This is a genomic window from Streptomyces sp. NPDC014907, assembly GCF_055562975.1.
Genome location: NZ_JBVHEG010000011.1, coordinates 158729 through 179324, shown reverse-complemented (window position 1 = coordinate 179324; position 20596 = coordinate 158729). Strand labels below are relative to the sequence as shown.

Here is a 20596-nt window from a genome sequence, read left to right as displayed (position 1 = left end):
GTCCGAGGGTCCCGGGCCCCGCCCCGCTCCCCGTGCGGCGGACGACTGTCCACGGCGAGGTGCCGGTGATTTAATCGGCGGCGACTTCGCCCGGCCGAGGAGGGTCCCCCCGACGGCCGGGGGCACCTTCTTCGGGCGGCAGGTCGACGCGCGTCCGCGAACCGCGGGCGCGTTTCCGTCCGGCGGCGAACAGTCGCCGTGAACGTGGGGGACGAACAACCGGATGAAGAAACGTCGCGGCGTCATGGGCGCCGCTGTCCTGTGTGCCCTGCTGGGCCTCCAGACGGGCAGCGGCAGCGCGAGCGAGAGGGTGGGCGGGGAGGCGCCGGCCGCCGTCCCGTCCACCACCGGCACCTCCGGCGGACCGGCCGGTTTCCCGTACGTCGGGTCCGTCGCCGACCGGCGGGACGGAACGGAGGCGGCCACCGCGCGGGCGGTTCCCCGGGGCCCCCGTCACGACTACGACGGCGACGGCCGGAGCGACATGGCCGCCTGGTACGACTACGCCGAGGGCAACGACGGCATGCGCGCCTTCCTCGCCGGCCCGGACGGCGGCTTCGCCGCGCCCAACAGGGCGTGGCAGTCCCCCGCGGGGAACTTCTGGGCCGAGCACATGAAGCGCGTCACCGGCGATTTCAACGGGGACGGGAAGGGCGACGTCGCCGCCTTCTACGGTTACGACGACGGACGGGTCTCCCTCCTCACCTGGCTCGGCGCCGGCGACGGCACCTTCGCCCCCCACTTCGCCTCCTGGGCCGTGGCCCCCGGCAACTGGACGTTCGACGCCATCACCGCCGAGGCCGGCGACTTCAACGGCGACGGCCGCGACGACATCGCCGCCTGGTACGACTACCGCAACGGCGACGACAAGCTCTTCACGTTCCTGTCCGACGCCAACGGCGGCTTCGGCACCCCCTTCCCGTCCTTCGCGCGCACCGCCGCCGACGGATGGGAGGTCGCGCGCATGAAGTTCGCCACCGGCGACTACGACGGCGACGGCCGCGACGACATCGGCGTCCTGGACAGTTACACCCCCGGCACCGTACGGCTGATGACCTTCCCCGCCGGACCGGACGGCGGGTTCGGCGAGCCCGTGAGCGGCTGGCAGTCCACCGGCTGGCAGTTCGGCCGGGTGAGCACGCACTCCGGGGACTTCGACGGCGACGGCCGCGACGAGTTCGCCGCCTGGTACGACTACGCCGACGGCCATGACGCCCTCATCGGCTTCTCTCTCGACGCCACCGGGAAGCTCGGCAACCGGCGCGAGCTCCTGAACGCCGTGCCGGGATGGTACGAGCGGTCCCGGATGCGCCTCGTCACCGGCGACTACAACGGTGACGGGCGCGACGACCTCGCCACGTTCTACGGCTACAGCGACACCCGGGCGAAGGCCATCACCTTCGTCGCCCGGGCCGACGGCACGCTCGACGACGCCCTGCACAGCTGGTCGGAGCCCCAGGGCTGGTCGCTCGACCGGGTCCACGTGTTCGAGCGGTACAGCAGCCCCCCGCCCCTGCCCGTCTGCCCGGTGGTCTACGGGCACGGCGGCTACCCCACCGGGGAGAACGCCTGGGAGCGTGACCGGGTCCGCCAGCCGAACCACCCGAAGGGCCTCGCGGAGCAGAAGAGCTGGGGAGCGGGCGGTGTGGAGGCCGACCTCCGGCTCACCAAGAACGGCACCAAGGGCGTGATGTGGCACAACAAGTCGACCAGGGGCCTCACGGGGCCGCAGGCCGACATCGCGGACCTCTGGTGGGCCACCGGCGCCGATCAGCTCAAGGGCCGCACGATCGACCGGGGGCCGTACGCCGGCGAGACCGTGTACACCTTCCGCGAATGGCTCGACAGCGCCAGGAACCAGGACATGGCCGCCTTCGTGGAGCTCAAGGGAGAGACCGGGCAGTCGCTGCTCAGCACCGACGCGTCCATCCGTGAGACCGCGTGGAACGAGGTCATCGCCCCCATCGGCGAGCGCGTCGCGCAGCAGAAGATCATGATCTACACGGGTGCCGACAACACCGCCCTGAAGGCCGAACTCACGAAGCGCATCACGGCCGCGGGCCTCGGAGCCACGCTCACCGGCCACCCCCGCTGGGTCGACTCGGCGGCGTTCGGCTGGGAGGAGCCCCCTCCGCCGGCCTCCGCCCAGTACGCCACGTGGCAGGAGAAGCTGGACCAGTTCGCCACGCCCGTCTCCGCGCAGGCGATGGTCACCACGTGGCCCAGGGAGCTGAAGACCTGGCTGAACGGAAAGTGCCTCTGACACCCGGACACCACCCGGGACGAGGGGACGCGGGGGACACGGCGGCGCCGTCGTCCCTCTGACAGGTCGCGGCAGGGCCCCGCCCCGACAGGGCGAAGGGCCGGAACCGGGGTTCAGTCGGTTTCGATGCCGCGCGCGGCGAAGATCTCCGCCGCGTCCGGCACGACCAGGACGCCGTCCTCCACGAAGGTGACCTTCCGCAGGTGGGGCAGCAGGGCGAGGTCGTCGAGCGAGCGGACGTCGAACAGGTCGTCCTCGCCGTCCCAGGCGGGGGCGCAGTGCCGGAAGACCTCCGCCCCGGCGTCGAAGCACAACTCCTCGACGAGGGCGAGCGTTTCGGCCGGGATCTCCAGGGCCTCGAAGTGGGCCCGGGACTCCGGCAGCACCTCCGCGTGGAGGCCGTGCTCCAGAACGTGGGACGCCGGGTCGTCGATACCCCGCGCCGCCAGCCGCGCGAACAGGTCGTAGACCGGCAGGAGCGGCTCGGGGCCGTACATGAGCTCCTCGATGACGAGCAGCTTGAGGTTGAAGTCGCGGAACTGGCTCATGGGACAGGAGTACCACGGAGGTGTGACACGGGTCCGGCCCCGGCCGGGAGGAGGGCGGCTGCCGGTCCGGAGCCGCACTCCCCGCCCGTTACGCGCATTCGGGGAGGGCCTGGGTCCAGGTCCTGCGGGCGACGGCGGCCAGGACGGGGTTCGGGACCGGGGCGGTGCCGGGGCCGGTGACGCCGCCGTAGTAGTGCTCGGTGACGACGCCCCAGCACAGGGCCCAGCCCCGGCCGCGCGCCCAGGTGGCGTCGTCGACCCCGGACGCCTCCCGGAAGAGGGGGCGGGTCCCGGGGGTGAGGAGGCTCCAGGCGGCCATCATGTCGCAGGCCGGGTCCCCCGTGCCGAGACCGCCGAAGTCGATGACGGCGTGCAGGCGGCCGTTCCTGGTGAGGAGGTTGCCGGGGAGCAGGTCGGCGTGGACCCAGACCGGGTCGCCCCGCCACGGCGGGAGGCGGAGGACCGACTCCCAGGCCTCCGTGACGGCGGCGGCGTCGAGCGTGCCGTCCGCGCCGAGGGCCTCGGTCGCCGGCGTCATGGCTCCCCGCTCCCAGTCGGTGACCGGGCCGCCCCGGAAGGACGCCGGGCCGCCGGTCGCGTCCACCGCGCGCAGGGAGGCGCCGAAGCGGCCCAGGGCGACGGCGGCGTGGGCGAGGTCGGTGACCGGGGCGCTGTACGCGTCGTCCCCGTCGAGCCATCCGTACACCGACCAGGGCCGGTCGAACCCCTCCCCCGGCACGCCGTGTCCGACGGGCACGGGGACGGGCAGCGTCAGGTGCGGGGCGAGGCGCGGCAGCCAGTACCGCTCCTTCTCCGCGTGGTCCCCGGACCACGCGGCCTTCGGCAGGCGTACGGCGAGGTCGTCCCCGAGCCGGAACATGGCGTTGTCCGTCCCCGCCGAGTCCACGGCCCGTACCGGCAGGTGCGCCCACGCGGGGAACTGCGCGGCGATCAGGCGCTCGACGAGAGCTGTGTCGGGGAGTGCGGTGTCGGGGGAGGCGGCGTCGGGGAGGGCGGTGGCGGTCACGCGGGAAGGCTCGTGCGGAGGGCCCGCGCGGGCAACGGAGCCGGGGGCGGTCACTCCCCCGCCCTCCGCCCCTCCGTCAGGTCCCGCACCGCCCGCTCCAGCCGGGTCCGCCGGGTCTCCGGCGTCGCGGCCTGGAGCAGCGGGAGCATCACGAGGTAGCGGGCGGTCCGGTCCAGCGCGTCGAACGCCGCCCGCGCCGCCGGGTCCGCGTCGAGCGCCGCGGTGAGGTCCTCCGGGACGGCGGCCGCCGCCTGGGACGCGTACGCGCGGTCCCAGCGGCCGTCCTCCCGGGCCCGGCGGACCTCGGCGAGGCCGGGCTCCCGCATCCGGCCCGCCGCCGTCAGTACCGCGACCTTCTCGACGTTCACCCGCGACCACAGGCTCCTCGGCCGCCGGGGCCCGTACTTCTGCAGGTAGTACCGGTCGTCCAGGCCCCGGCGCTGCCCGGAGATCCAGCCCCAGCACAGTCCCGTGTCGACCAGTTCGTCCTCCGTGACCGACGCGATCCCCGACGCCTTCTTCGCCACCTTGACCCACACGCCCTCGGCGCGGCCGTGGTTCCCGGCCAGCCACTCCTCGAAGGCGGCCGCGTCCGGGAACGCGACGACCTCCACCCCGTTGAGGTTCTCCATGGGGTCCAGGCTAGGGCGTGCGCGCCGGGCGGGCGGGGGGGTTCCGGGACGTGCCCCGGGTCGCGGGCGCGGTCGCCGCACGGGCGGATGCCGGAGGAGCCGGCCGGCGGGGACGTCCGCACCGTTCCGGTACCCGGCCGCCCCTCCGCCGACGGCCCGTCCGTTCGAACGCGCCCGGCCGGAGCGCGCCGCGCCCCCGGCCGCTCAGGGCGCCGGGGGCGCGTCCACCGCCTCGCGCCACGTGCGGACCGCGTCCGCCGAGACCGGGGCCGCCCAGCCCCGGGGGCGGGCCGCGCCGCCGATGTGGAAGGCGTCGAGGCCCGCCGCGCGGAGTCCGGGGAGGTGGTCGAGGCGGAGGCCGCCGCCCACGAGGACGCGGGCCTCGTAGCCGGGTTCGCCCGCGCGGGCGGCCTCGGCCCGGAGGGTGGCGAGGCCGTCGTCCACGCCGGTGGCGGCGCCGGCGGTGAGGTAGGTGTCGAGGCCGGGCAGGCCGGCGAGTTCCTTGCGCAGCCCGTCGCGGTCGGCGGCGCGGTCGATGGCCCGGTGGAAGGTCCAGCGGCAGCCGTCGAGGACGGCGACCAGCCGCTCGACGGCCACGAGGTCCGGTTCGCCGTCGGGGGTGAGGAAGCCGAGGACGAACTCGTCCGCGCCGGCCTCCCGGAGGTCGGCGGCGCGCGTCACGAGGGCCTCGATGCCCTCCGGGCCGCCGGACGAGAACCCGTCGGCGAGGCGGAGCATCACGCGCAGCGGGATGTCGACGGCGGCGCGGACCGCGGCGAAGCAGGCCCCGGACGGGGTGAGTCCGTCCGCCGCCATGTCGGTGACGAGTTCGAGCCGGTCGGCGCCGCCGGACTGGGCGGCGACCGCGTCTTCCTCGTCGAGGGCGATCACCTCAAGGACTGCACGGTTGCTCATCGAGCCCATTCCTCCATGAATGACGGCTACAGGTCTAGTCCAATGGCCACCCTAGTCGTGCGCGTGGCCCCCCGCATCGTGCCCGTCCCCGCCCTCCGGGGAAACCGTTGCCCCGGTCGCGCCCGCCCGCACCGTGAAGGCCGCCGTCCGCACCTTCCCCTCGTGCCGGAAGTCCAGGAACAGGCGGTACGCCCCCGCGCTGGGCGCCGTCGCCGTGAAGGAGACGTCCGGGCCCGGACCGCCCTCGTTCGGGTGGACGTGGAGGTAGGCGAGGTCGCCGTCGCGCAGGGCGACGAGGTGCCCGTACGCCCCGAGGTGGGGCTGGAGGTCGGTGACCGGCTTCCCGGCCCGGGTGACGGTGAAGCGCAGCTCGCCGGGCTTCCCCGGGTCCAGCGTGCCGCCGAGCCGGACCTGATAGCCGTCCACGGACGCGGTGGGCGCGGCGGCGGGCAGCGGCTTCGGGGCGTACTCCCCCGGCACGGAGAGGTCGGCGCCGAGGGTGAGGGCCCCGGCGCCGGGCGCGGCGGGCCTGAAGTCCGCGAAGGCCCGGTAGGGGCCGGCGGCGGGCAGGTCGGCCTCCACCGTCCAGGTGCCGTCGGCGGCCTTCACCGGGTGCAGGTGGCGGAAGACGGTGAGGTCGCGCGAGGCGACGACGAGGTGCATCTCCTTGTCGTGCTCGGTGGCGAAGGCGGTGACCTTCTTGCCGGACGCGTCCCTGACGGAGAACCTCAGGACGCTCCTGCCGGGCGCGGGGGCCGGGGTCTCCAGGGCGAGGGTGTAGCCGTCCTGCGAGATCTGGAGGCCGCCGGGCGCGTCCGCGGCGGGGGCGGTCTCCTCGTGGCCCGTGTGCCCGCCGGCCGCCGGGCCCTCCGAGGGGGTGGGGGCGGCCGTGTGCGCGCCGTGCTCCGCCCTCTCCGGGCCGTCGAGGGGGCCGATCCCCCTGCCGACGCCGTACGCGGCCCCGAAGGTCGCGGCGAGCGCGGCGGCATAGGCAGTGATCCTCACACCGGTGTTCATGACTGCTCTCCCGTACGTGGGGCGGCGCGGGTCGCCGTGCGGCGGCCCCTTCCATGCACGTCACGATACCCCTGGGGGGTACCAAGTCAAGTCGGCTCCCCCCCTTGCCCCCAATACACCTGGGGGGTATACATGGAGCCACGAACGGATACCCCCCTCGGGTATTCTTGGACGTAGGATCGACCGAGGAGGAAGCCATGGGCTCCTGCTGCACCCCCGACCACAGCTGCTCGACCGGCGCGGGCGGGATGACGGCCGTCGCGACCGCCGACGCCGCCACCACCGTCTACGCCGTCTCCGGCATGACCTGCGGCCACTGCGAGTCCGCGGTCACGGCGGCCGTCGGGGCCCTCCCCGGCGTCCTCTCCGTGGACGTGGACGTCACCGGCGGCCGGGTGACCGTGACCACCGGCGGCGCGCCCGACGACGCCGCGATCGCGGCGGCCGTCGACGAGGCGGGCTACGAACTGACCGGACGGGCCTGACCCGCCCCGGTCCGCCGCCGGCCCGCCCCGGTCCGGCCGTCCACGGGCCCGGTCCGCCGCCGGGCCCGGCGGACCCCGTCCGCACCACCCCCGGCCGCCGGGACCCGCCCGCACCGCACCGGAAGGGCCCCGGCCGCCGGCCCCCATCCCACGAGGAGCAGACCTCATGACAGCGACGACATCCGGCACGGCTCAGGTCGAGCTCACCATCGGCGGCATGACCTGCGCCTCGTGCGCGGCCCGCATCGAGAAGAAGCTCAACCGCATGGACGGGGTCGAGGCCACCGTCAACTACGCCACCGAGAAGGCGAAGGTCACCTTCGACGCGGGCGCGGGCCTCGGTGTCGCCGACCTCATCGCCACCGTCGAGGCCACCGGTTACACCGCCGCCGAACCGGCGCCCCCGAAGACCGGGACCCCGGGCACCGGGGAGCCCTCCGACGAGGAGGAGGCCGACGAGGAGCTGCGGCCCCTCCGGCAGCGGCTCGTCACCGCCGTCGTCCTCGCCGTCCCCGTCATCGCGATGGCGATGGTCCCGGCCCTCCAGTTCACGTACTGGCAGTGGCTGAGCCTCACCCTGGCCGCACCGGTCGTCGTCTACGCCGCCTGGCCCTTCCACCGCGCCGCCTGGACCAACGCGAAGCACGGCGCGGCCACCATGGACACCCTGATCTCGGTCGGCACGGCCGCCGCGTTCCTGTGGTCGCTGTGGGCCCTGTTCTTCGGCACCGCCGGCACGCCCGGCATGACGCACCCCTTCGCGTTCACGATCGCCCGCACCGACGGCGCCGGGAACATCTACCTGGAGGCCGCCGCCGGCGTCACCGCCTTCATCCTGGCGGGCCGGTACTTCGAGGCCCGTTCCAAGCGGAAGGCGGGCGCCGCGCTCAAGGCCCTGATGCGGCTGGGGGCCAAGGAGGTCACCGTCCTGAAGGACGGCCGGGAGGTCACCGTGCCGACCGGCGAACTCCGGGTCGGGGACCGCTTCCTGGTCCGCCCCGGCGAGAAGATCGCCACCGACGGCACCGTGGTCGAGGGCTCGTCCGCCGTGGACGCCTCCATGCTCACCGGCGAGTCCGTCCCGGTCGAGGTCGGCACCGGGGACGCCGTCACCGGCGCCACCCTGAACGCCGGCGGCCGGCTCGTCGTCGAGGCCACCCGCGTCGGCTCCGACACCCAGCTCGCCCGGATGGCGAAGCTGGTCGAGGACGCGCAGAACGGCAAGGCCGCCGCCCAGCGCCTCGCGGACCGGATCTCGGCCGTCTTCGTACCGGTCGTCATCGCGCTCGCCCTCGGCACCCTCGGCTTCTGGCTCGGCACCGGACAGGGCCTCACCGCCGCGTTCACCGCCGCCGTCGCCGTCCTGATCATCGCCTGCCCCTGCGCCCTCGGCCTGGCCACCCCGACCGCCCTCATGGTCGGCACCGGCCGCGGCGCCCAGCTCGGCATCCTCATCAAGGGACCCGAGGTCCTGGAGACCACCCGCAGGGTGGACACGATCGTCCTGGACAAGACCGGCACCGTCACCACCGGCCGGATGACCCTCCTCGCGGTCCACACCGCCGGGGACGCGGAGGAGAAGGACGTCCTGCGGCTCGCGGGCGCCCTGGAGCACTCCTCCGAGCACCCGGTCGCGCGGGCCGTGGCCGCCGGAGCGGCCGAGCGGGTGGGCACCCTGCCCGTCCCCGAGGACTTCGCGAACGTCCCCGGCCTCGGCGTCCAGGGCGTGGTCGAGGGCCACGCGGTCCTCGTCGGCCGCGAGAAGCTGCTGGAGGAGTGGGCCCTGGTCCTCCCGGCGGAGCTGCGGTCCGCGAAGGACGCGGCCGAGAAGGCGGGCAGGACCGCCATCACGGTGGCCTGGGACGGGGAGGCCCGCGCGGTCCTGGAGGTCGCGGACGCCGTCAAGGACACCAGCGCCGAGGCGATCCGGCGGCTGCGCGGGCTCGGCCTCACCCCGATCCTGCTCACCGGCGACAACAGGACGGTCGCGGAGGCCGTCGCCGCCGAGGTCGGCATCGACGAGGTGATCGCGGAGGTCATGCCGCAGGACAAGGTCGACGTCGTCAAGCGCCTCCAGGCCGAGGGCCGTTCGGTCGCCATGGTCGGCGACGGCGTGAACGACGCCGCCGCGCTCGCCCGGGCCGACCTGGGCCTGGCGATGGGCACCGGCACGGACGCCGCCATCGAGGCCGGCGACCTGACCCTCGTCCGGGGCGACCTGCGGGCGGCGGCCGACGCCATCCGGCTCTCGCGCAGGACGCTCGGCACGATCCGCTCGAACCTCTTCTGGGCCTTCGCCTACAACGTGGCGGCGCTGCCGCTCGCCGCGGCCGGACTGCTCAACCCGATGATCGCGGGCGCGGCCATGGCCTTCTCCTCGGTCTTCGTGGTCGGCAACAGCCTGCGGCTGCGGGGCTTCAAGGCGGTCGACGGCTGAGCGGACCGGCGCACGGGGCCGGGGCCCGTCCGACAGCGGACGGGCCCCGGCCTCCTGTCGTGCGGCGCGTACGGATCAGCAGGCGCCGAGGTCCTGCCACACGCCCCACTCGCCGGTGGTGCCGGGCTCCTCGCCGGTCGTCCACCACCGGGCCTTCCAGGTGTGGCCCTTGTGGGAGACCTGCTGACCACCGGTGTAGACGGTGCCCCCGGCCCACGGAGCGGCCGCGCACGGGGTGGCGCCGCCGGTGACGGTCAGGGAGAGGACGGCGGAGTGGGCGGCGGACGGGCTCGCCCCGTTCACCACGACCTGGTACGTGCCGGAGGCCGCGGCCGTCGTGGTGTTCAGGGTGAGGGTCGAGGAGCCGCCGGCGGTCACGGAGGCGGGGCTGAGGGTGGCGGTGACGCCGGCGGGCAGCCCGCCGACCGTGAGGTCCACCGTCTGCGCCGTGCCGGCGGTGACGGCGGTCTTCACCGTGGCGGTGACGGAGGCTCCGGCGGCGACGGTGGCGGACGCCGGGGCGGCGGTCACCGAGAAGTCGTCGGACGGGGCGGTCGTGCCGCTGGTGAAGGGCGCGAAGATCCGGGAGAAGTCCCAGGTGTTCTGCTGGATGCCCGAGCAGTTGTCGGCGGCCGCGCCGCCGGGGCAGCCGCCGTTGTCGCGCTGGAGCGCCCAGAACGAGAGGGTGTTGACGCCCTTGGAGACGGCCCAGTCGTAGACGGTGCGGGCGTTGGCGAGGGTGAAGGTCTCGGCGGGGCCGAAGTCGTCGACGCCGATCATCTCGGTGATGCCGACCATGCCCCAGAGCTGGGCGGGGGTCTTGCCCGGGTAGAGCCTGGCGAGCTGGTCGTACAGGCCCTGGGCGGCCGTCTTGGTGTCGGCGGCCATGTCGTGGACGGCGTTGTCGTAGTAGTCGAAGGTCATCATGTTGACGACGTCGACGCGGGCGCCGTTGGCGACGGCGTTCCTGAGCACGGCGAGCCCGCTCGCCGCGAGGCCCCGGGTGGTCGTCGGCAGGGTGTACGAGATCTCGATCCGGCGCCCGTTGGCGGCGGCCCAGTCCTGGAGGACCTTGATGGCCTTGTTGCGGCGGTCGACGCCGGCGGCGTTGTCGAGGGAGTCGACCTCGATGTCCATGTCGAGCCGGGCGACGTCGTAGGTCGTGATCACCTTCTGGTACACGGCGGCGATCTGGTTGACGTCGGTGCAGCTGTCGGCGATCTCGGTGCCGGTGGTGTCGGCCGTGTACCCGCCGAAGGACGGGATGACGTCGCCGCCCCGGGACTGGATGGTCCGGATGTCGGCGCCGAAGGAGGACGCGGCGACGGGGGTGGCGGTGTCGCCGTTCCAGTACGCGGTGCAGGAGCCCTTGGCGGCGGTCTGGAGGAACGCCATCGTCAGGTGCTTGGCGCCCGACTGGGCGCTGAGGGCGGCGGGGCTCTCCCCGGTCCAGGCCTCGAAGTAGGGGGCGAAGACACGGGCGGGAAGGGGGGTCGCCGCCTGGGCGGGCGCGCCGGTGACGGCGGCGAGGCCGAGGGCGGCGACGGCGGTCACGGCGGCGGTGAGGGCCGAGCGGAGCGAACGTACGCGTCTCATGGCAGTCCAATGACGGTGGGGGGCGGGTGCGCCAACGCCTTTGTCGGGCACGCCTGTTGGCATACGGAGTAGTCCCGGCGGGCCGAGCGCGTCAATGGTCTGGACCAAGCTTGAACAAGTCTTGGACTAGACCACTTGCCCCCCGTCGTGCGGGGCGCGGACGCCGGAAGGGGGCGCGTACTGCGGCGATGCGCGCGGACGCCCCGGGCGATCGGGGGGAGCCACCCCTTCCGCGCGAAGCGCGCCGGGGGGTGCGGCGCGGAGGCCGTCAGGTGGTCCTGCCGGAGGTCTTGCCGGGCGGGGTCCGGGTCGTTACTTTCCAGTAGCCGGAACATGAACAACGCTCAGCTCTTCCCATGCCCCTCACCCGCGGCCCGCCCCCGGCCGGCCGCTCCATGGAAGGAACAGCGATGTCCTCTTCGAGACGGTCCCCCGACAGCACGACACCCGCCGGCACGGAACCCGGCACCACGGCACCCGGCACCACGGCACCCGCCGGCACGGAACCCGGCTCCGCGAAGGCCGCCCCGGCACGCTCCCCCTTCCGCGCGTGGCGCACGGCCGTCCCGGTGGCCGCCGCCCTCGCCCTGTCGGTCGCCGCCGGCGCCGCGCCGCCGGCCGCCGCGGCGGAGAACGGCCCGGCCGCCCTGCGCGAGGTCATGTTCGTCGGCAACAACTGGGACGGAACCGCCGACGTCATCGAGGACCGCGGCGCCTTCTCCAGGATCGCCCGGGTGAACGTCGTACCGGACAAGACGCAGCGCCTGGCCGAGATCTACCTGAACCCGGTCAAACTCGCCTTCTTCCTCGGCGTCCGGCTGGGGCCGGGCGAGGGGCACGACCAGTTCGTGGACGACATGTACTCCACGCCCGACGGCTCGGCCATGGTCGTCTCCCGCCCGAGCTTCGCGGACGTCGTCTCCATCGACCTGGCCACCGGGAAGCTCAGGTGGCGCTTCCCGGTCTCGGGCTTCCGCGCCGACCACATGACCGTCTCGCCCGACGGCAAGCGGGTCGCGGTCTCCGCCTCGACCTCCAACACGGTGCACGTCCTCGACATCGAGACGGGCGTCCAGGTCGGTTCGTTCGCGACCGGGGACAAGCCGCACGAGAACGTCTTCAGCGCGGACGGCCGGTACCTGTGGAACATGTCGATCGGGGAGGTGACGACCGCGCTCGACGACCCGTTCTGGGACTTCACCAAGGGGGACCGGAGGATCACGGTCGTGGACGCGCAGACCTTCGAGCAGGTCCGCGTCATCGACATGCGCGAACGGCTCGACGCGTTCGGCCGCAAGGACCTGTCCGACGCGGTCCGCCCGGCGGTGTTCTCGCCCGACGGGTCGAAGCTGTACTTCCAGGTGTCGTTCTTCAACGGCTTCCTGGAGTACGACGTCGCCACCGACCGCATCACCCGCGTCAAGACGCTGCCGAAGAACCCGGCGACCAGCGAGGACCGCACCACCTGGGTCAACGACTCCCGCCACCACGGCATGTCCATGAGCCCGGCCGGCGACAAGCTGTGCGTCGCCGGGACGATGGACGACTACGCGACGGTCGTCGACCGGGCCACCCTCCAGGAGGGGCCGCTCGTCCCCGCCTCGAAGCCGTACTGGGCGACCGTCAGCGGGGACGGGAAGGCGTGCGTCATCTCCGAGAGCGGCGCCGACGCCGTCACCGCCATCGACTTCGCGACCGGCCGGAAGGTGGCGACGGTGACGGTGGGCGACCACCCGCAACGCGTACGCGCCGCCCGGGTCCCGGTGGGCTGGACCGGCCCGGTCGGCTGACGGCACCACCGCACCGCTACGGCCCGGCCGGGCCCGGTGACCCGGCCGGGCCCGCAGGAACGGCCGGGACCGCCGGAACGGCCGGGACCGCCGGACGCCCCTCGTGGTCCCGGTCCGCGACGGCCAGCCGGCACACGCCGTCCTCGCAGTCGCGTCGCAGACGGCCCCGCGAGACGGTCTGCGCCAGGCCGACGATCCAGCACACCGGGCAGCCGCGCAGGGCGAGCACGCCGACGGGCAGGAGGAGCAGGGAGGCCGGGCCGGCGACCGGGAGGAGCGCGACCGAGCCGGCCAGGCCCCCGAAGCCGATGGCGCCCCGGACCAGATGGCGGGCCAGGGAAGGGCTCGCGAAGTCAGAACCGGCTGTTTCGGCTTTCGCCACGAGGTCCTCCAGATGCGGACGGAAGTTCGGACGGGGCACGCAGGGACCGCCGGACCGCGGCACGGGCGCGGTGCAGACGGGATTTCATGGCGGCGTCGCTGAGGCCGAGCGCCTCGGCGACCGCGCGTCCGCCGTGGCCCTGGACGTCCCGCATGATCAGGACGTGCCGCTGCTCGGCGGGCAGGGCGGCGACGGCGGCCGCCACCCGGCCCGCCTCGATGCGCCGCAGGGCCGTCTCCTCGGCCGAGTCCACGACGGCGCCCGGCACGACCGCCCCTCCGGCCGGGCCCCCGGTGTCGTCCGGCAGGGGCGCGTGGGCCCGCGTCGCCCGGACGCGCCGCAGACACTCGTTGCGGACGATGCGGAACATCCACGACGCCAGGGCGCCGGACGCGCGCAGCATCCCGATCTTCCGGTAGAGGATGATCAGGGCTTCCTGCGCCGCGTCCTCGGCGTCCTCGGGAGTGGCGCAGAGCGAACGGGCGAACCGCCGCACGTTCGGGTGCGAGCCCGACACCAGGGCGGCGATCGAGTCGGCGTCGCCGTTCCGGGCGGCGGTGACCAGCCGTTCGCCGGGCCAGGACGCGTCAGCCACGGGTCTGCTTCCGCTTGCGCGTGAGGGCGTAGGCGCAGGTGCAGAGCAGTACGGCTCCGGCGGCGACGACGATTCCGACGATCATGAGGTCCTCCTTGTCCCGTCCCGACGTCCGTCGGCACGTGTACAGGAGGCACGGGAGCGCCGAAAGGATTCGGCCCGCACCGGAAGAAAAAATCCGATCACCCCGGGGCCTCCCCCTCCCGCCGGTGCGCGCACCCCGGACGTCCCTCCGGTCGCGTGCGCGCTCCGGGGCCGGGGCCTCCCCCGGCCGCGGCGGTCCCGCGTACTCCCGGCGGGCCCCCGCCGTCCCTAGGATCGCCCCATGGCCTCCACGTCCCCCGCCCGCGCCGGCGGTTCGCAGTTCTCCCTCTGGTCCAAGGACTCGTTCCTCTCCATCGGTTCCGTGGGTTCGATGCTCTCCATCGGCTCGGTGGGCTCCTTCCTCTCCATCGGCTCGGTGGGCTCCGCCCACTCGGTCGCCTCGATCGGCTCCTGGGCGAGCGTCGCCTCGGTCGGTTCCGCGCTGTCGGTCGCCTCGGCCGGTTCCTGGGCGAGCGTCCGTTCGGTGCTCTCGGTCCGCGCGAAGGACTCGTTCCTCTCCCTGGGCCCGTGCCGCGGGACCGTGACGGCGGGGGCGGCCGTGGGCCTGGTGGCGGGAGCGGTCCTCCTGACGGCGGGGGTACGGCGGGGCCGCTGACGTCCGGTCCCGGCGCCCGCCCCGTCTCAGGTCACCATGCCCACCGCCAGGGCCGTGATCAGCACGCCCGACGCGAGGGCCGTCGCCAGACGGCCCCGGGGCCCCGTGACGGCGCGCCCGAGGAGGGTGCCCGCGGTGGACAGGAGGAGCTGCCAGCTCGCGGAGGCGGCGAAGGCCGCGAGGACGAAGACGGCCGCCCCGGCCGGTCCCTCCGCCGGGCGTCCGCCGAGGACGAGGGCGGTGAAGTAGAGCGCGGTCAGGGGGTTGAGGAGGGTGATCCCCAGAAAGACCGGGAAGGCCGGGAGGGCGGGGGACGCGCGCCGGGGAGCGGGCAGGGGGTCCGGCTCCGCGCCCGTGGCCGCGCGGTACGCGCGTACGGCCCGCCACGAGGAGCGCGCGGCCAGGGCCACGAGGACGAGGGCCGAGGCCAGGCGCAGGGGTGTCGCCACCGGGGCGAGGAGGGGGACGAGGGCGGTGCCGCCGAGGACGGCGAGCAGCGCGTACAGCCCGTCGGCGGTGGCGACGCCGAGCGCCGCGCCCGCCCCCGTACGCCAGGGGGAACGGGCCGCGACCGCCACCAGGTGGACGCCGACGGCGCCGACCGGGACCGCGATGCCGTAACCGGCCAGGAGGCCGGCCGCCACCGCGTCCGTCATCACGCGACGGCGGTGGTCGCGCCTCCGGGGGAGCCGGCCCGCTGCTGTCGGCGGTAGGCGGAACCGTCCTTCGTCCGGACGAGGAACCCGCCGGTCACGAGGTACCGGCGCAGGGCCGGAAAGTCCTCGTGCACGGTGCGCAGCGCTTCGTTGACCTCGGGTTCGCCGTAGGCGCGGCCGGTGTCGAAGAGGGTGGCGGCGAGGTGCGCGAGCAGTGCCTCACGGCGCGCGGCGCGGCGCGGGACCGCCTTGAGACGCCCGTCGGCGGAGAACAGGTCCGCGACGGAGGAGGAGGAGGAAGGGGTGGTCATGGACGGGAAGCCTGGCGCTTCGGCTCCGCGCGCCGCAAAGGGTTTTCGGCCCGGGCGGCGGACCCGCGCGGGGGTGGACCCGCGCGGACGGCGGGGCACGGAAGGGCACAGGGGGCGCGGGAGGCCGGGCGCTCCGCCCGGACGTCCGCCGCCGCGTGCCGCGATTCCTGAGAAGATCCGTTCGGCGTCGCCGTCCCGCGCGGCGCCGGCCCCCGGCGAAGGCTTCCGGGGCCCCCGCCCGAACCGGTCCGCCCAGGAGGACGTCCGCCCGTGCACACGCCGTCACCTCCGGCCGGAACAGGGGGCTCCGCCCCGGCGGCCGTCCGCATCGGCTTCCTCGCCCCGCTCTCCCGGCCCGGCTGGACCGAGGCGGGCCGTCACCTGCTCGCCGGGTTCGAACTGGGCGTACGGGACGTCAACGACGCGGGCGGAGTCGCCGGGAGGCCGCTCGAACCGGTCGTACGGGACACCGCCGCCGACCCGTCGAGGGCCGCGGCGGCCGTGGACGAGTGCGCGCGCCTGGGCGTGGCCGCCGTGGCCGGGGAGTACCACAGCGTCGCCGCCCGCGCCGCCGCCGCCGGGGCCGACGCCCTCGGCCTGCCGTTCCTGTGCTCGTCGGCCGTGCTCGACGCGCTGACCGAGCGGCCGACGGAGTGGGTCGCCCGCCTCTCCCCGCCGCAGTCCCACGGCTGGCGGGTGTACGCGGACCACCTCCTCGGCGCGGGCCACCGCCGCGTGGCCGTGGCGGCCGAACCCGGCGCGTACTGGGCCTCGGGCGTCCGCGTCCTCCGGGACCACCTCGCCCCGCGCGGCGGCGCCGTGACCGTGTTCGACGCGCGCGCCCTCTCCCCCGCCGCCCTGTGCGACGCGCTCGCCGCCGACGGCGCGACGGCCCTCCTCCTGCTGACCGGTTTCCCCGGACCGGCGGTCCCGGTCGTCGCGTCCGTCCGCCGCGACCCGCGCCTCTCCGGGGTCCTGATCGGCGCCCCGGCCGGGCAGCCGGAGTTCGCGGAGTGGGAGGCGCTGCTGGGCGGCGACGGCGCCTCGGTCCCGTTCCTGCGCTATCTGCCCGAGCGCCTCACCCCGCTCGGCACACGGGTCGGGGCGGACCTCCGCGCGCGCCTCGGCGGGGCGCACTCCTTCGTCGCGTTCGAGGGGTACGACACGGCCCTCGTCCTCGCCGGCGTCCTGCGCGCCCACGGGCCGGAGCGGACCCGCACGGCCCCGGACTGGTCCCGCGTCGCGGTCGGGGGCACGCGGGGGGAGATCCGGTTCTCCCGCGTGCCGGGCATCGGCGTCCCGCAGTCGTCCTGGACGGCGGTCCAGGTCGTGGACCGGGACCCGGCGGACCCCGGCCGCTTCCGGGTCCTCCGTTCGGGCTGAGGGGGCGCCGGGAGGCCGGGGGCCGGGGCGCCGCGAGGAGAGGGCCGGCCACGGCCGCGCGCGGGGCGGTGGCGGGATCGGTGGCGGGGTCAGGCCTCCCCGGAGAACCGTTCCCAGGCCGACTGGCGGGTGATGCCGAGCGCCTCGCCGATCCTGGCCCACGTCACGCCGCGCCGTCGCAACTCCACGACCCACAGGCGCACATCGGCCTCGACCTGGTCGGCCACGGCCGCGACCCGGGGCAGCCGTTCCAGCATCTCCGCGTCGGCGAGACCGCCCCACGTCGGCATCCGCAGTTCGGCCGGTCCCGGGCGGTACTCGGCCACGATCGAGGCGGCCAGGTCCACGCACTCGTCGCAGATGTTCACCCCCGGCCCGGCGACCAGCTTGGCCAGTTCCGCTTCGGGCTTGCCGCAGAACGAGCAGATCCTGCCGCCGTGTTCGGGCGTTCCGCCGGGCATGGTGCCTCCTTCGCGGGCCACGTCCCGACCGCCGGGCCGTCCCCGACGGGCAGCGTACGAACGTCAGGGCCACCCTGACAAGCGACGGCCGCGCCGGGCGAGCGGTCCGTCGGGCGAGCGGTCCGTCGGACAGGGGCGGTCCACCGGGCAGGGGCGGTCCACCGGGCCGGCAAGCGGCCCACCGGACGGGGAAGCGGGTCCTCCGGCGGCCCTGGCGGTCCGGTGGGCAGAATGCCCCCATGACCGCCGAGGAAGACCACGCGCTGCTCCACCGCTGGAACGCCACCCTGCTCGCCGCCCGCGCCGGCCGCGAGGGCCCCGACCCCGCCCCGTACGGACGGAACCTGCTGGCCCGCTGGTCCGAGCCGCAGCGCCGCTACCACACGGTCGACCACCTGCGGTCGGTCCTCGACCGCGTCGACGAACTGGCCGACCAGGGCGGCGAGGGCGGGGAGCTGGAACTGGTCAGACTGGCCGCGTGGTTCCACGACGCGGTCTACCGGCCCGAGCGCTCCGAGAACGAGGAGCGGTCGGCGGCCCTGGCCGGGAAGGCCCTCACCGAGGCGGGCCTGACCGCGCGCGAGGTGACCGAGGTGGCCCGTCTGGTGCGCCTGACGGTCTCCCACGACCCGGCCGCGGGCGACCTGAACGGCGAGACCCTGTGCGACGCGGACCTCGCGGTCCTGGCGGGCGACCCCGCCGCGTACGACGCGTACGCGGCGGCGGTCCGCGAGGAGTACGGCTTCGTCCCCGACGACGCCTTCCGCGAGGGCCGCGCCGCCGTCCTCCGCCACCTCCTCGACCTGCCCCGGCTCTTCCGGACGCCGTACGGGGCGGCGGTGTGGGAGGAGCGGGCGCGGGAGAACGTGGAGCGGGAACTGAAGGAGCTGACGGGGCCGGTCGCGCGGGGCTGAGGCCGGGAAGCGGCCCGGCTCCCCGGGGCCGCGCGGGACCGGGGGCCGGGAAGCGGCCCGATCCCCAGTCCCGCGCGGCCGGCCGTGCCCGGCGCCACGCGGCTCAGCCGTACATCGCCACGTGGTGCAGACGCGCGAGCGCGCCGTCGACGGGGTGGGGCAGCGGCCTGCCGGAGGGGTCGAGCCGGTTCCACCTCTGCGTGTTCACCGCGACGGCCATCTGCCGTCCGCCGTCGGCGCGGATCACGGCGAGCGTTCCGGCGCCCCAGACCGTGCCGCCGTGGCCCCAGAAGGTGTCCCGCCCGGGTTCCTCCACCGGGTGCAGGCCGAGGCCGTAGGGGATCGTCCTCCCCTCCTGGGAGACGACCGGGACGGTGTGCCGCATCTGCTCCAGCGACGACGGGGTGACGATCTCGCCGGCCAGCAGGGCGCGGTAGAAGCGGTTGAGGTCCGTGACGGTCGATATCAGCGAGGCCGCCGGCCCGACCCACGACATGTCGTGGACGCTGTGGTCGCGCGGCGGGTCGATCATGCCGAACCAGCACTCGTACATCCGCGAGTGCGGCCCGTCGATGCCGGCTCCGGTGGGGAACCCGGTGTCCCGGAGCCCGGCGCGCTCGATGACGTCCCGGGTGACGCAGCACTCGGCCGTGGTGCCGGTCACCCGTTCCAGAAGCAGGGTGAGCAGCAGGTAGTTGGTGTTGGAGTACGTCCCGGGGGTGCCGCCCGGGGTGCCGGCGGGGGGCGCGGCGACCCCCGCCGCGATCAGTTCGGCGGGGTCGAACCGCGTGAACCGGTGGTCCTCCAGGCTCTGGGGCCCGGTGTCCGCGAGGGCGGGGAACGCCTTGAGGGAGGGATAGACGTGGGGGAGGTACTCGGCGAGGCCGCTGGTGTGGTTCATCAGCATGCGGACGGTGATCGCGTCACCGCGCGCTCCGGGAACCAGCTCCGGGAGGTACCGGCCGACCGGCGCGTCGAGATCGATCCGGCCCCTCTCGGCCTGCCGGAGGACCGCGGCGGCGGTGAAGGTCTTGGTGACGCTGCCGACCCGGTGCCGCATGCCGGCGGTGACGGGGCGGCCGGTGGCGAGGTCGGCGACGCCCGCGGCGCCGCGCCAGACCCGGTCGCCGTCGCGCACCTCGGCGAACAGGCCCGGCACTCCGGCGCGGTGGACGTCCTCGAGGGCGGCGTCCAGCGCCGCCGCGTCCAGGTGGTTCCTCACGGCATGTGTCCTTCCGGTCGTTCGGGTGGGACCCGCGCCGGCCGTCCGGTCCGGACGGCGGGGAGCGTGGGGCGTGCCGATACGGCCGGCACGCTCATGTCCTCATTATGCACGCACCGCGTGCAACGCCAAGTGCACGAGTAGACTGAGCGCGGCGAGAGGAGCCGGATGACAGGCCGAAGGCGTTGGTCGACCGAGGAGATCCTGGACGCGGCGGCGGAACTGCTGCGCACGAGCGGCGCGGAGTCGTTCAGCGTGCGCAAGCTCGCCGCGACCCTCGGGACCGACTCCTCCAGCCTGTACCGGCACTTCCGCAGCAAGACCGAGCTGCTGCGCGCGGTCGCCGACCGCATCCTCCTGGCCGCGATGGACGGCTACCGTCCCGAGGGCGACTGGAAGCGGCGCGTCACCACCCTGGCCCTGTGTCTGCGGGAGGCCTTCGGCCGGCAGCCCCAGCTCGCCGCGGTCTGGGGACGCTACGCCTCGGGCGGCGCCGGCTCCCGGCTGGTCATGGAAGAGGTGCTGGGGGCCCTGCGCACGTCGGGACTGCCCGACGAGGAGATCCCGGCGCGCTACCACCGGCTCGCGGTGCTCATCGCCTCGCTGATCGCCTCCGAGGCCGGAGTCGGCACCGTCACCCCGGAAGAGCACGAACAGGGCATGGAGCTGTTCCGCGTCGCGGTGCTCGGCGCCGACCCCGAGCACTTCCCCGCCCTGGCCCACTTCGCCCGTGACATGCGCCCCCTCGGAGCGGACCGCCGGGCCGCGTTCGAGGAGATCCTCGCCGCCCAGCTCGCCCACATCGAGGCCTCGGTCCGCCCGGCCTAGGCGTATTGCCCTGTGAGGCGCCTGTGGGGCGGGGGACGCGCCCGGACGCGGCGCCGTCCGCGCGGAGGGCGGGCCCGGGGCCGGGGCCGCGCCGGGCCCGGGGCGCGGGCGGGCCCGGGACGCGGGCGGGCCCGGGACGCGGGCGGGTCCCGGGCGGGCGTCAGGCCGCCGGACGCCCCTTCGGCCGCCGCAGGCCCGCCCCCGTGAGGCGGCGGAGCAGCTCCTTCGAGCCGACCTCGACCGCGCCGCCGGACACCGCGGCCGCGTACCGGTCGGACGGGATGTCGTAGTGGTCCCGCTCGAAGGCGCGGAGCGGGACGCCCAACGCGGCGGCGAAGGCGTGCAGTTCCTCGAAGGAGACGTCGCTGACCAGGTGCGACCACATGCGTCCGTGGCCGGGCCAGGTCGGCGGGTCGATGTAGAGGGTCATCCGC

Annotated in this window: 21 protein-coding genes; 8 read left to right on the top strand and 13 right to left on the bottom strand. The window is 75.0% G+C overall.

From position 1 onward, the window contains the following. The first annotated feature begins 223 nt into the window (after nt 1–223). Nucleotides 224–2263, top strand: a complete 2040-nt coding sequence (locus ACZ3IL_RS24970) for an FG-GAP-like repeat-containing protein (RefSeq protein WP_467393594.1) — start codon at nt 224–226, stop codon at nt 2261–2263. Nucleotides 2264–2376: 113 nt separating this feature from the next. Here ACZ3IL_RS24970 and ACZ3IL_RS24965 read toward each other — a convergent pair whose 3' ends face one another. The 5 genes from ACZ3IL_RS24965 to ACZ3IL_RS24945 form a co-directional block, all read right to left on the bottom strand. After that, nucleotides 2377–2811 (bottom strand): DUF6892 domain-containing protein, encoded by a 435-nt coding sequence (locus ACZ3IL_RS24965; RefSeq protein ID WP_467393592.1) that lies wholly within the window; start codon nt 2809–2811, stop codon nt 2377–2379. Between the two features lie 88 nt (nt 2812–2899). Continuing rightward, nucleotides 2900–3838: an aminoglycoside phosphotransferase family protein gene (locus tag ACZ3IL_RS24960; RefSeq protein WP_467393590.1), complete on the bottom strand. Its 939-nt coding sequence runs from the start codon at nt 3836–3838 to the stop codon at nt 2900–2902. A 50-nt stretch (nt 3839–3888) separates the two neighbouring features. Further along, nucleotides 3889–4470: a YdeI/OmpD-associated family protein gene (locus ACZ3IL_RS24955; protein ID WP_467393588.1), complete on the bottom strand. Its 582-nt coding sequence runs from the start codon at nt 4468–4470 to the stop codon at nt 3889–3891. 204 nt (nt 4471–4674) lie between these two features. Further along, nucleotides 4675–5385, bottom strand: a complete 711-nt coding sequence (locus tag ACZ3IL_RS24950) for a copper homeostasis protein CutC (protein WP_467393586.1) — start codon at nt 5383–5385, stop codon at nt 4675–4677. Nucleotides 5386–5436: 51 nt separating this feature from the next. Next, nucleotides 5437–6402 (bottom strand): hypothetical protein, encoded by a 966-nt coding sequence (locus ACZ3IL_RS24945; RefSeq protein ID WP_467393584.1) that lies wholly within the window; start codon nt 6400–6402, stop codon nt 5437–5439. A 197-nt stretch (nt 6403–6599) separates the two neighbouring features. Between ACZ3IL_RS24945 and ACZ3IL_RS24940 the strand changes: the two genes are divergently transcribed. Beyond that, nucleotides 6600–6887 (top strand): heavy-metal-associated domain-containing protein, encoded by a 288-nt coding sequence (locus ACZ3IL_RS24940; protein WP_467393582.1) that lies wholly within the window; start codon nt 6600–6602, stop codon nt 6885–6887. Nucleotides 6888–7053: 166 nt separating this feature from the next. Next, a complete protein-coding gene (locus ACZ3IL_RS24935) occupies nt 7054–9324 on the top strand; it encodes a heavy metal translocating P-type ATPase (protein WP_467393580.1) in 2271 nt (756 codons plus the stop codon). Between the two features lie 75 nt (nt 9325–9399). On the opposite strand, the gene ACZ3IL_RS24930 is transcribed toward ACZ3IL_RS24935, so the two are convergent. After that, nucleotides 9400–10920: a chitinase gene (locus ACZ3IL_RS24930; protein ID WP_467393578.1), complete on the bottom strand. Its 1521-nt coding sequence runs from the start codon at nt 10918–10920 to the stop codon at nt 9400–9402. 410 nt (nt 10921–11330) lie between these two features. Between ACZ3IL_RS24930 and ACZ3IL_RS24925 the strand changes: the two genes are divergently transcribed. Beyond that, on the top strand, nt 11331–12710 hold the full coding sequence (locus tag ACZ3IL_RS24925; RefSeq protein ID WP_467393576.1) for a YncE family protein: 1380 nt from the start codon (nt 11331–11333) through the stop codon (nt 12708–12710). Between the two features lie 16 nt (nt 12711–12726). On the opposite strand, the gene ACZ3IL_RS24920 is transcribed toward ACZ3IL_RS24925, so the two are convergent. Together ACZ3IL_RS24920 and ACZ3IL_RS24915 are read right to left on the bottom strand one after the other, a co-directional pair. After that, nucleotides 12727–13092 carry a hypothetical protein gene (locus tag ACZ3IL_RS24920; RefSeq protein ID WP_467393574.1) on the bottom strand — a complete coding sequence of 122 codons (366 nt, stop codon included), beginning with the start codon at nt 13090–13092 and terminating at the stop codon, nt 12727–12729. Beyond that, nucleotides 13064–13687, bottom strand: a complete 624-nt coding sequence (locus tag ACZ3IL_RS24915; protein ID WP_467393572.1) for an RNA polymerase sigma factor — start codon at nt 13685–13687, stop codon at nt 13064–13066. Before ACZ3IL_RS24915 ends, ACZ3IL_RS24920 begins: the two co-directional genes overlap by 29 nt. Nucleotides 13688–14012: 325 nt before the next feature. On the opposite strand from ACZ3IL_RS24915, the gene ACZ3IL_RS24910 reads away from it, so the two are divergent. Beyond that, nucleotides 14013–14387 carry a hypothetical protein gene (locus ACZ3IL_RS24910; RefSeq protein ID WP_467393570.1) on the top strand — a complete coding sequence of 125 codons (375 nt, stop codon included), beginning with the start codon at nt 14013–14015 and terminating at the stop codon, nt 14385–14387. Nucleotides 14388–14413: 26 nt separating this feature from the next. Here the strand turns inward: ACZ3IL_RS24910 and ACZ3IL_RS24905 are convergent, their stop codons facing one another. Together ACZ3IL_RS24905 and ACZ3IL_RS24900 are read right to left on the bottom strand one after the other, a co-directional pair. Continuing rightward, nucleotides 14414–15043 (bottom strand): LysE family transporter, encoded by a 630-nt coding sequence (locus ACZ3IL_RS24905; RefSeq protein ID WP_467393568.1) that lies wholly within the window; start codon nt 15041–15043, stop codon nt 14414–14416. Beyond that, nucleotides 15043–15354: a DUF2087 domain-containing protein gene (locus ACZ3IL_RS24900; protein WP_467393566.1), complete on the bottom strand. Its 312-nt coding sequence runs from the start codon at nt 15352–15354 to the stop codon at nt 15043–15045. Before ACZ3IL_RS24900 ends, ACZ3IL_RS24905 begins: the two co-directional genes overlap by 1 nt. Before the next feature lie 270 nt (nt 15355–15624). On the opposite strand from ACZ3IL_RS24900, the gene ACZ3IL_RS24895 reads away from it, so the two are divergent. Continuing rightward, a complete protein-coding gene (locus tag ACZ3IL_RS24895) occupies nt 15625–16737 on the top strand; it encodes an ABC transporter substrate-binding protein (RefSeq protein WP_467393564.1) in 1113 nt (370 codons plus the stop codon). A gap of 89 nt (nt 16738–16826) precedes the next feature. Here ACZ3IL_RS24895 and ACZ3IL_RS24890 read toward each other — a convergent pair whose 3' ends face one another. Continuing rightward, nucleotides 16827–17198: a ClpX C4-type zinc finger protein gene (locus ACZ3IL_RS24890; protein WP_467393562.1), complete on the bottom strand. Its 372-nt coding sequence runs from the start codon at nt 17196–17198 to the stop codon at nt 16827–16829. Between the two features lie 239 nt (nt 17199–17437). Here ACZ3IL_RS24890 and ACZ3IL_RS24885 point away from each other — a divergent pair, with 239 nt between their 5' ends. Further along, nucleotides 17438–18112 carry an HD domain-containing protein gene (locus tag ACZ3IL_RS24885; protein ID WP_467393560.1) on the top strand — a complete coding sequence of 225 codons (675 nt, stop codon included), beginning with the start codon at nt 17438–17440 and terminating at the stop codon, nt 18110–18112. 103 nt (nt 18113–18215) lie between these two features. Here the strand turns inward: ACZ3IL_RS24885 and ACZ3IL_RS24880 are convergent, their stop codons facing one another. Continuing rightward, nucleotides 18216–19334: a serine hydrolase domain-containing protein gene (locus tag ACZ3IL_RS24880; RefSeq protein ID WP_467393558.1), complete on the bottom strand. Its 1119-nt coding sequence runs from the start codon at nt 19332–19334 to the stop codon at nt 18216–18218. Nucleotides 19335–19502: 168 nt separating this feature from the next. Between ACZ3IL_RS24880 and ACZ3IL_RS24875 the strand changes: the two genes are divergently transcribed. Then, a complete protein-coding gene (locus ACZ3IL_RS24875) occupies nt 19503–20162 on the top strand; it encodes a TetR/AcrR family transcriptional regulator (RefSeq protein ID WP_467393556.1) in 660 nt (219 codons plus the stop codon). Between the two features lie 160 nt (nt 20163–20322). On the opposite strand, the gene ACZ3IL_RS24870 is transcribed toward ACZ3IL_RS24875, so the two are convergent. Further along, nucleotides 20323–20592 (bottom strand): DUF4031 domain-containing protein, encoded by a 270-nt coding sequence (locus ACZ3IL_RS24870; RefSeq protein WP_467393554.1) that lies wholly within the window; start codon nt 20590–20592, stop codon nt 20323–20325. Nucleotides 20593–20596: the final 4 nt, after the last annotated feature.

Bases quoted from the DNA above. Each gene is read 5' to 3' on its own strand.
- ACZ3IL_RS24970 (WP_467393594.1), top strand. From the start codon at position 224: ATGAAGAAACGTCGCGGCGTCATGGGCGCCGCTGTCCTGTGTGCCCTG.
- ACZ3IL_RS24965 (WP_467393592.1), bottom strand. From the start codon at position 2,811: ATGAGCCAGTTCCGCGACTTCAACCTCAAGCTGCTCGTCATCGAGGAG.
- ACZ3IL_RS24955 (WP_467393588.1), bottom strand. From the start codon at position 4,470: ATGGAGAACCTCAACGGGGTGGAGGTCGTCGCGTTCCCGGACGCGGCC.
- ACZ3IL_RS24950 (WP_467393586.1), bottom strand. From the start codon at position 5,385: ATGAGCAACCGTGCAGTCCTTGAGGTGATCGCCCTCGACGAGGAAGAC.
- ACZ3IL_RS24945 (WP_467393584.1), bottom strand. From the start codon at position 6,402: ATGAACACCGGTGTGAGGATCACTGCCTATGCCGCCGCGCTCGCCGCG.
- ACZ3IL_RS24940 (WP_467393582.1), top strand. From the start codon at position 6,600: ATGGGCTCCTGCTGCACCCCCGACCACAGCTGCTCGACCGGCGCGGGC.
- ACZ3IL_RS24935 (WP_467393580.1), top strand. From the start codon at position 7,054: ATGACAGCGACGACATCCGGCACGGCTCAGGTCGAGCTCACCATCGGC.
- ACZ3IL_RS24930 (WP_467393578.1), bottom strand. From the start codon at position 10,920: ATGAGACGCGTACGTTCGCTCCGCTCGGCCCTCACCGCCGCCGTGACC.
- ACZ3IL_RS24925 (WP_467393576.1), top strand. From the start codon at position 11,331: ATGTCCTCTTCGAGACGGTCCCCCGACAGCACGACACCCGCCGGCACG.
- ACZ3IL_RS24910 (WP_467393570.1), top strand. From the start codon at position 14,013: ATGGCCTCCACGTCCCCCGCCCGCGCCGGCGGTTCGCAGTTCTCCCTC.
- ACZ3IL_RS24905 (WP_467393568.1), bottom strand. From the start codon at position 15,043: ATGACGGACGCGGTGGCGGCCGGCCTCCTGGCCGGTTACGGCATCGCG.
- ACZ3IL_RS24900 (WP_467393566.1), bottom strand. From the start codon at position 15,354: ATGACCACCCCTTCCTCCTCCTCCTCCGTCGCGGACCTGTTCTCCGCC.
- ACZ3IL_RS24890 (WP_467393562.1), bottom strand. From the start codon at position 17,198: ATGCCCGGCGGAACGCCCGAACACGGCGGCAGGATCTGCTCGTTCTGC.
- ACZ3IL_RS24885 (WP_467393560.1), top strand. From the start codon at position 17,438: ATGACCGCCGAGGAAGACCACGCGCTGCTCCACCGCTGGAACGCCACC.
- ACZ3IL_RS24875 (WP_467393556.1), top strand. From the start codon at position 19,503: ATGACAGGCCGAAGGCGTTGGTCGACCGAGGAGATCCTGGACGCGGCG.
- ACZ3IL_RS24870 (WP_467393554.1), bottom strand. From the start codon at position 20,592: ATGACCCTCTACATCGACCCGCCGACCTGGCCCGGCCACGGACGCATG.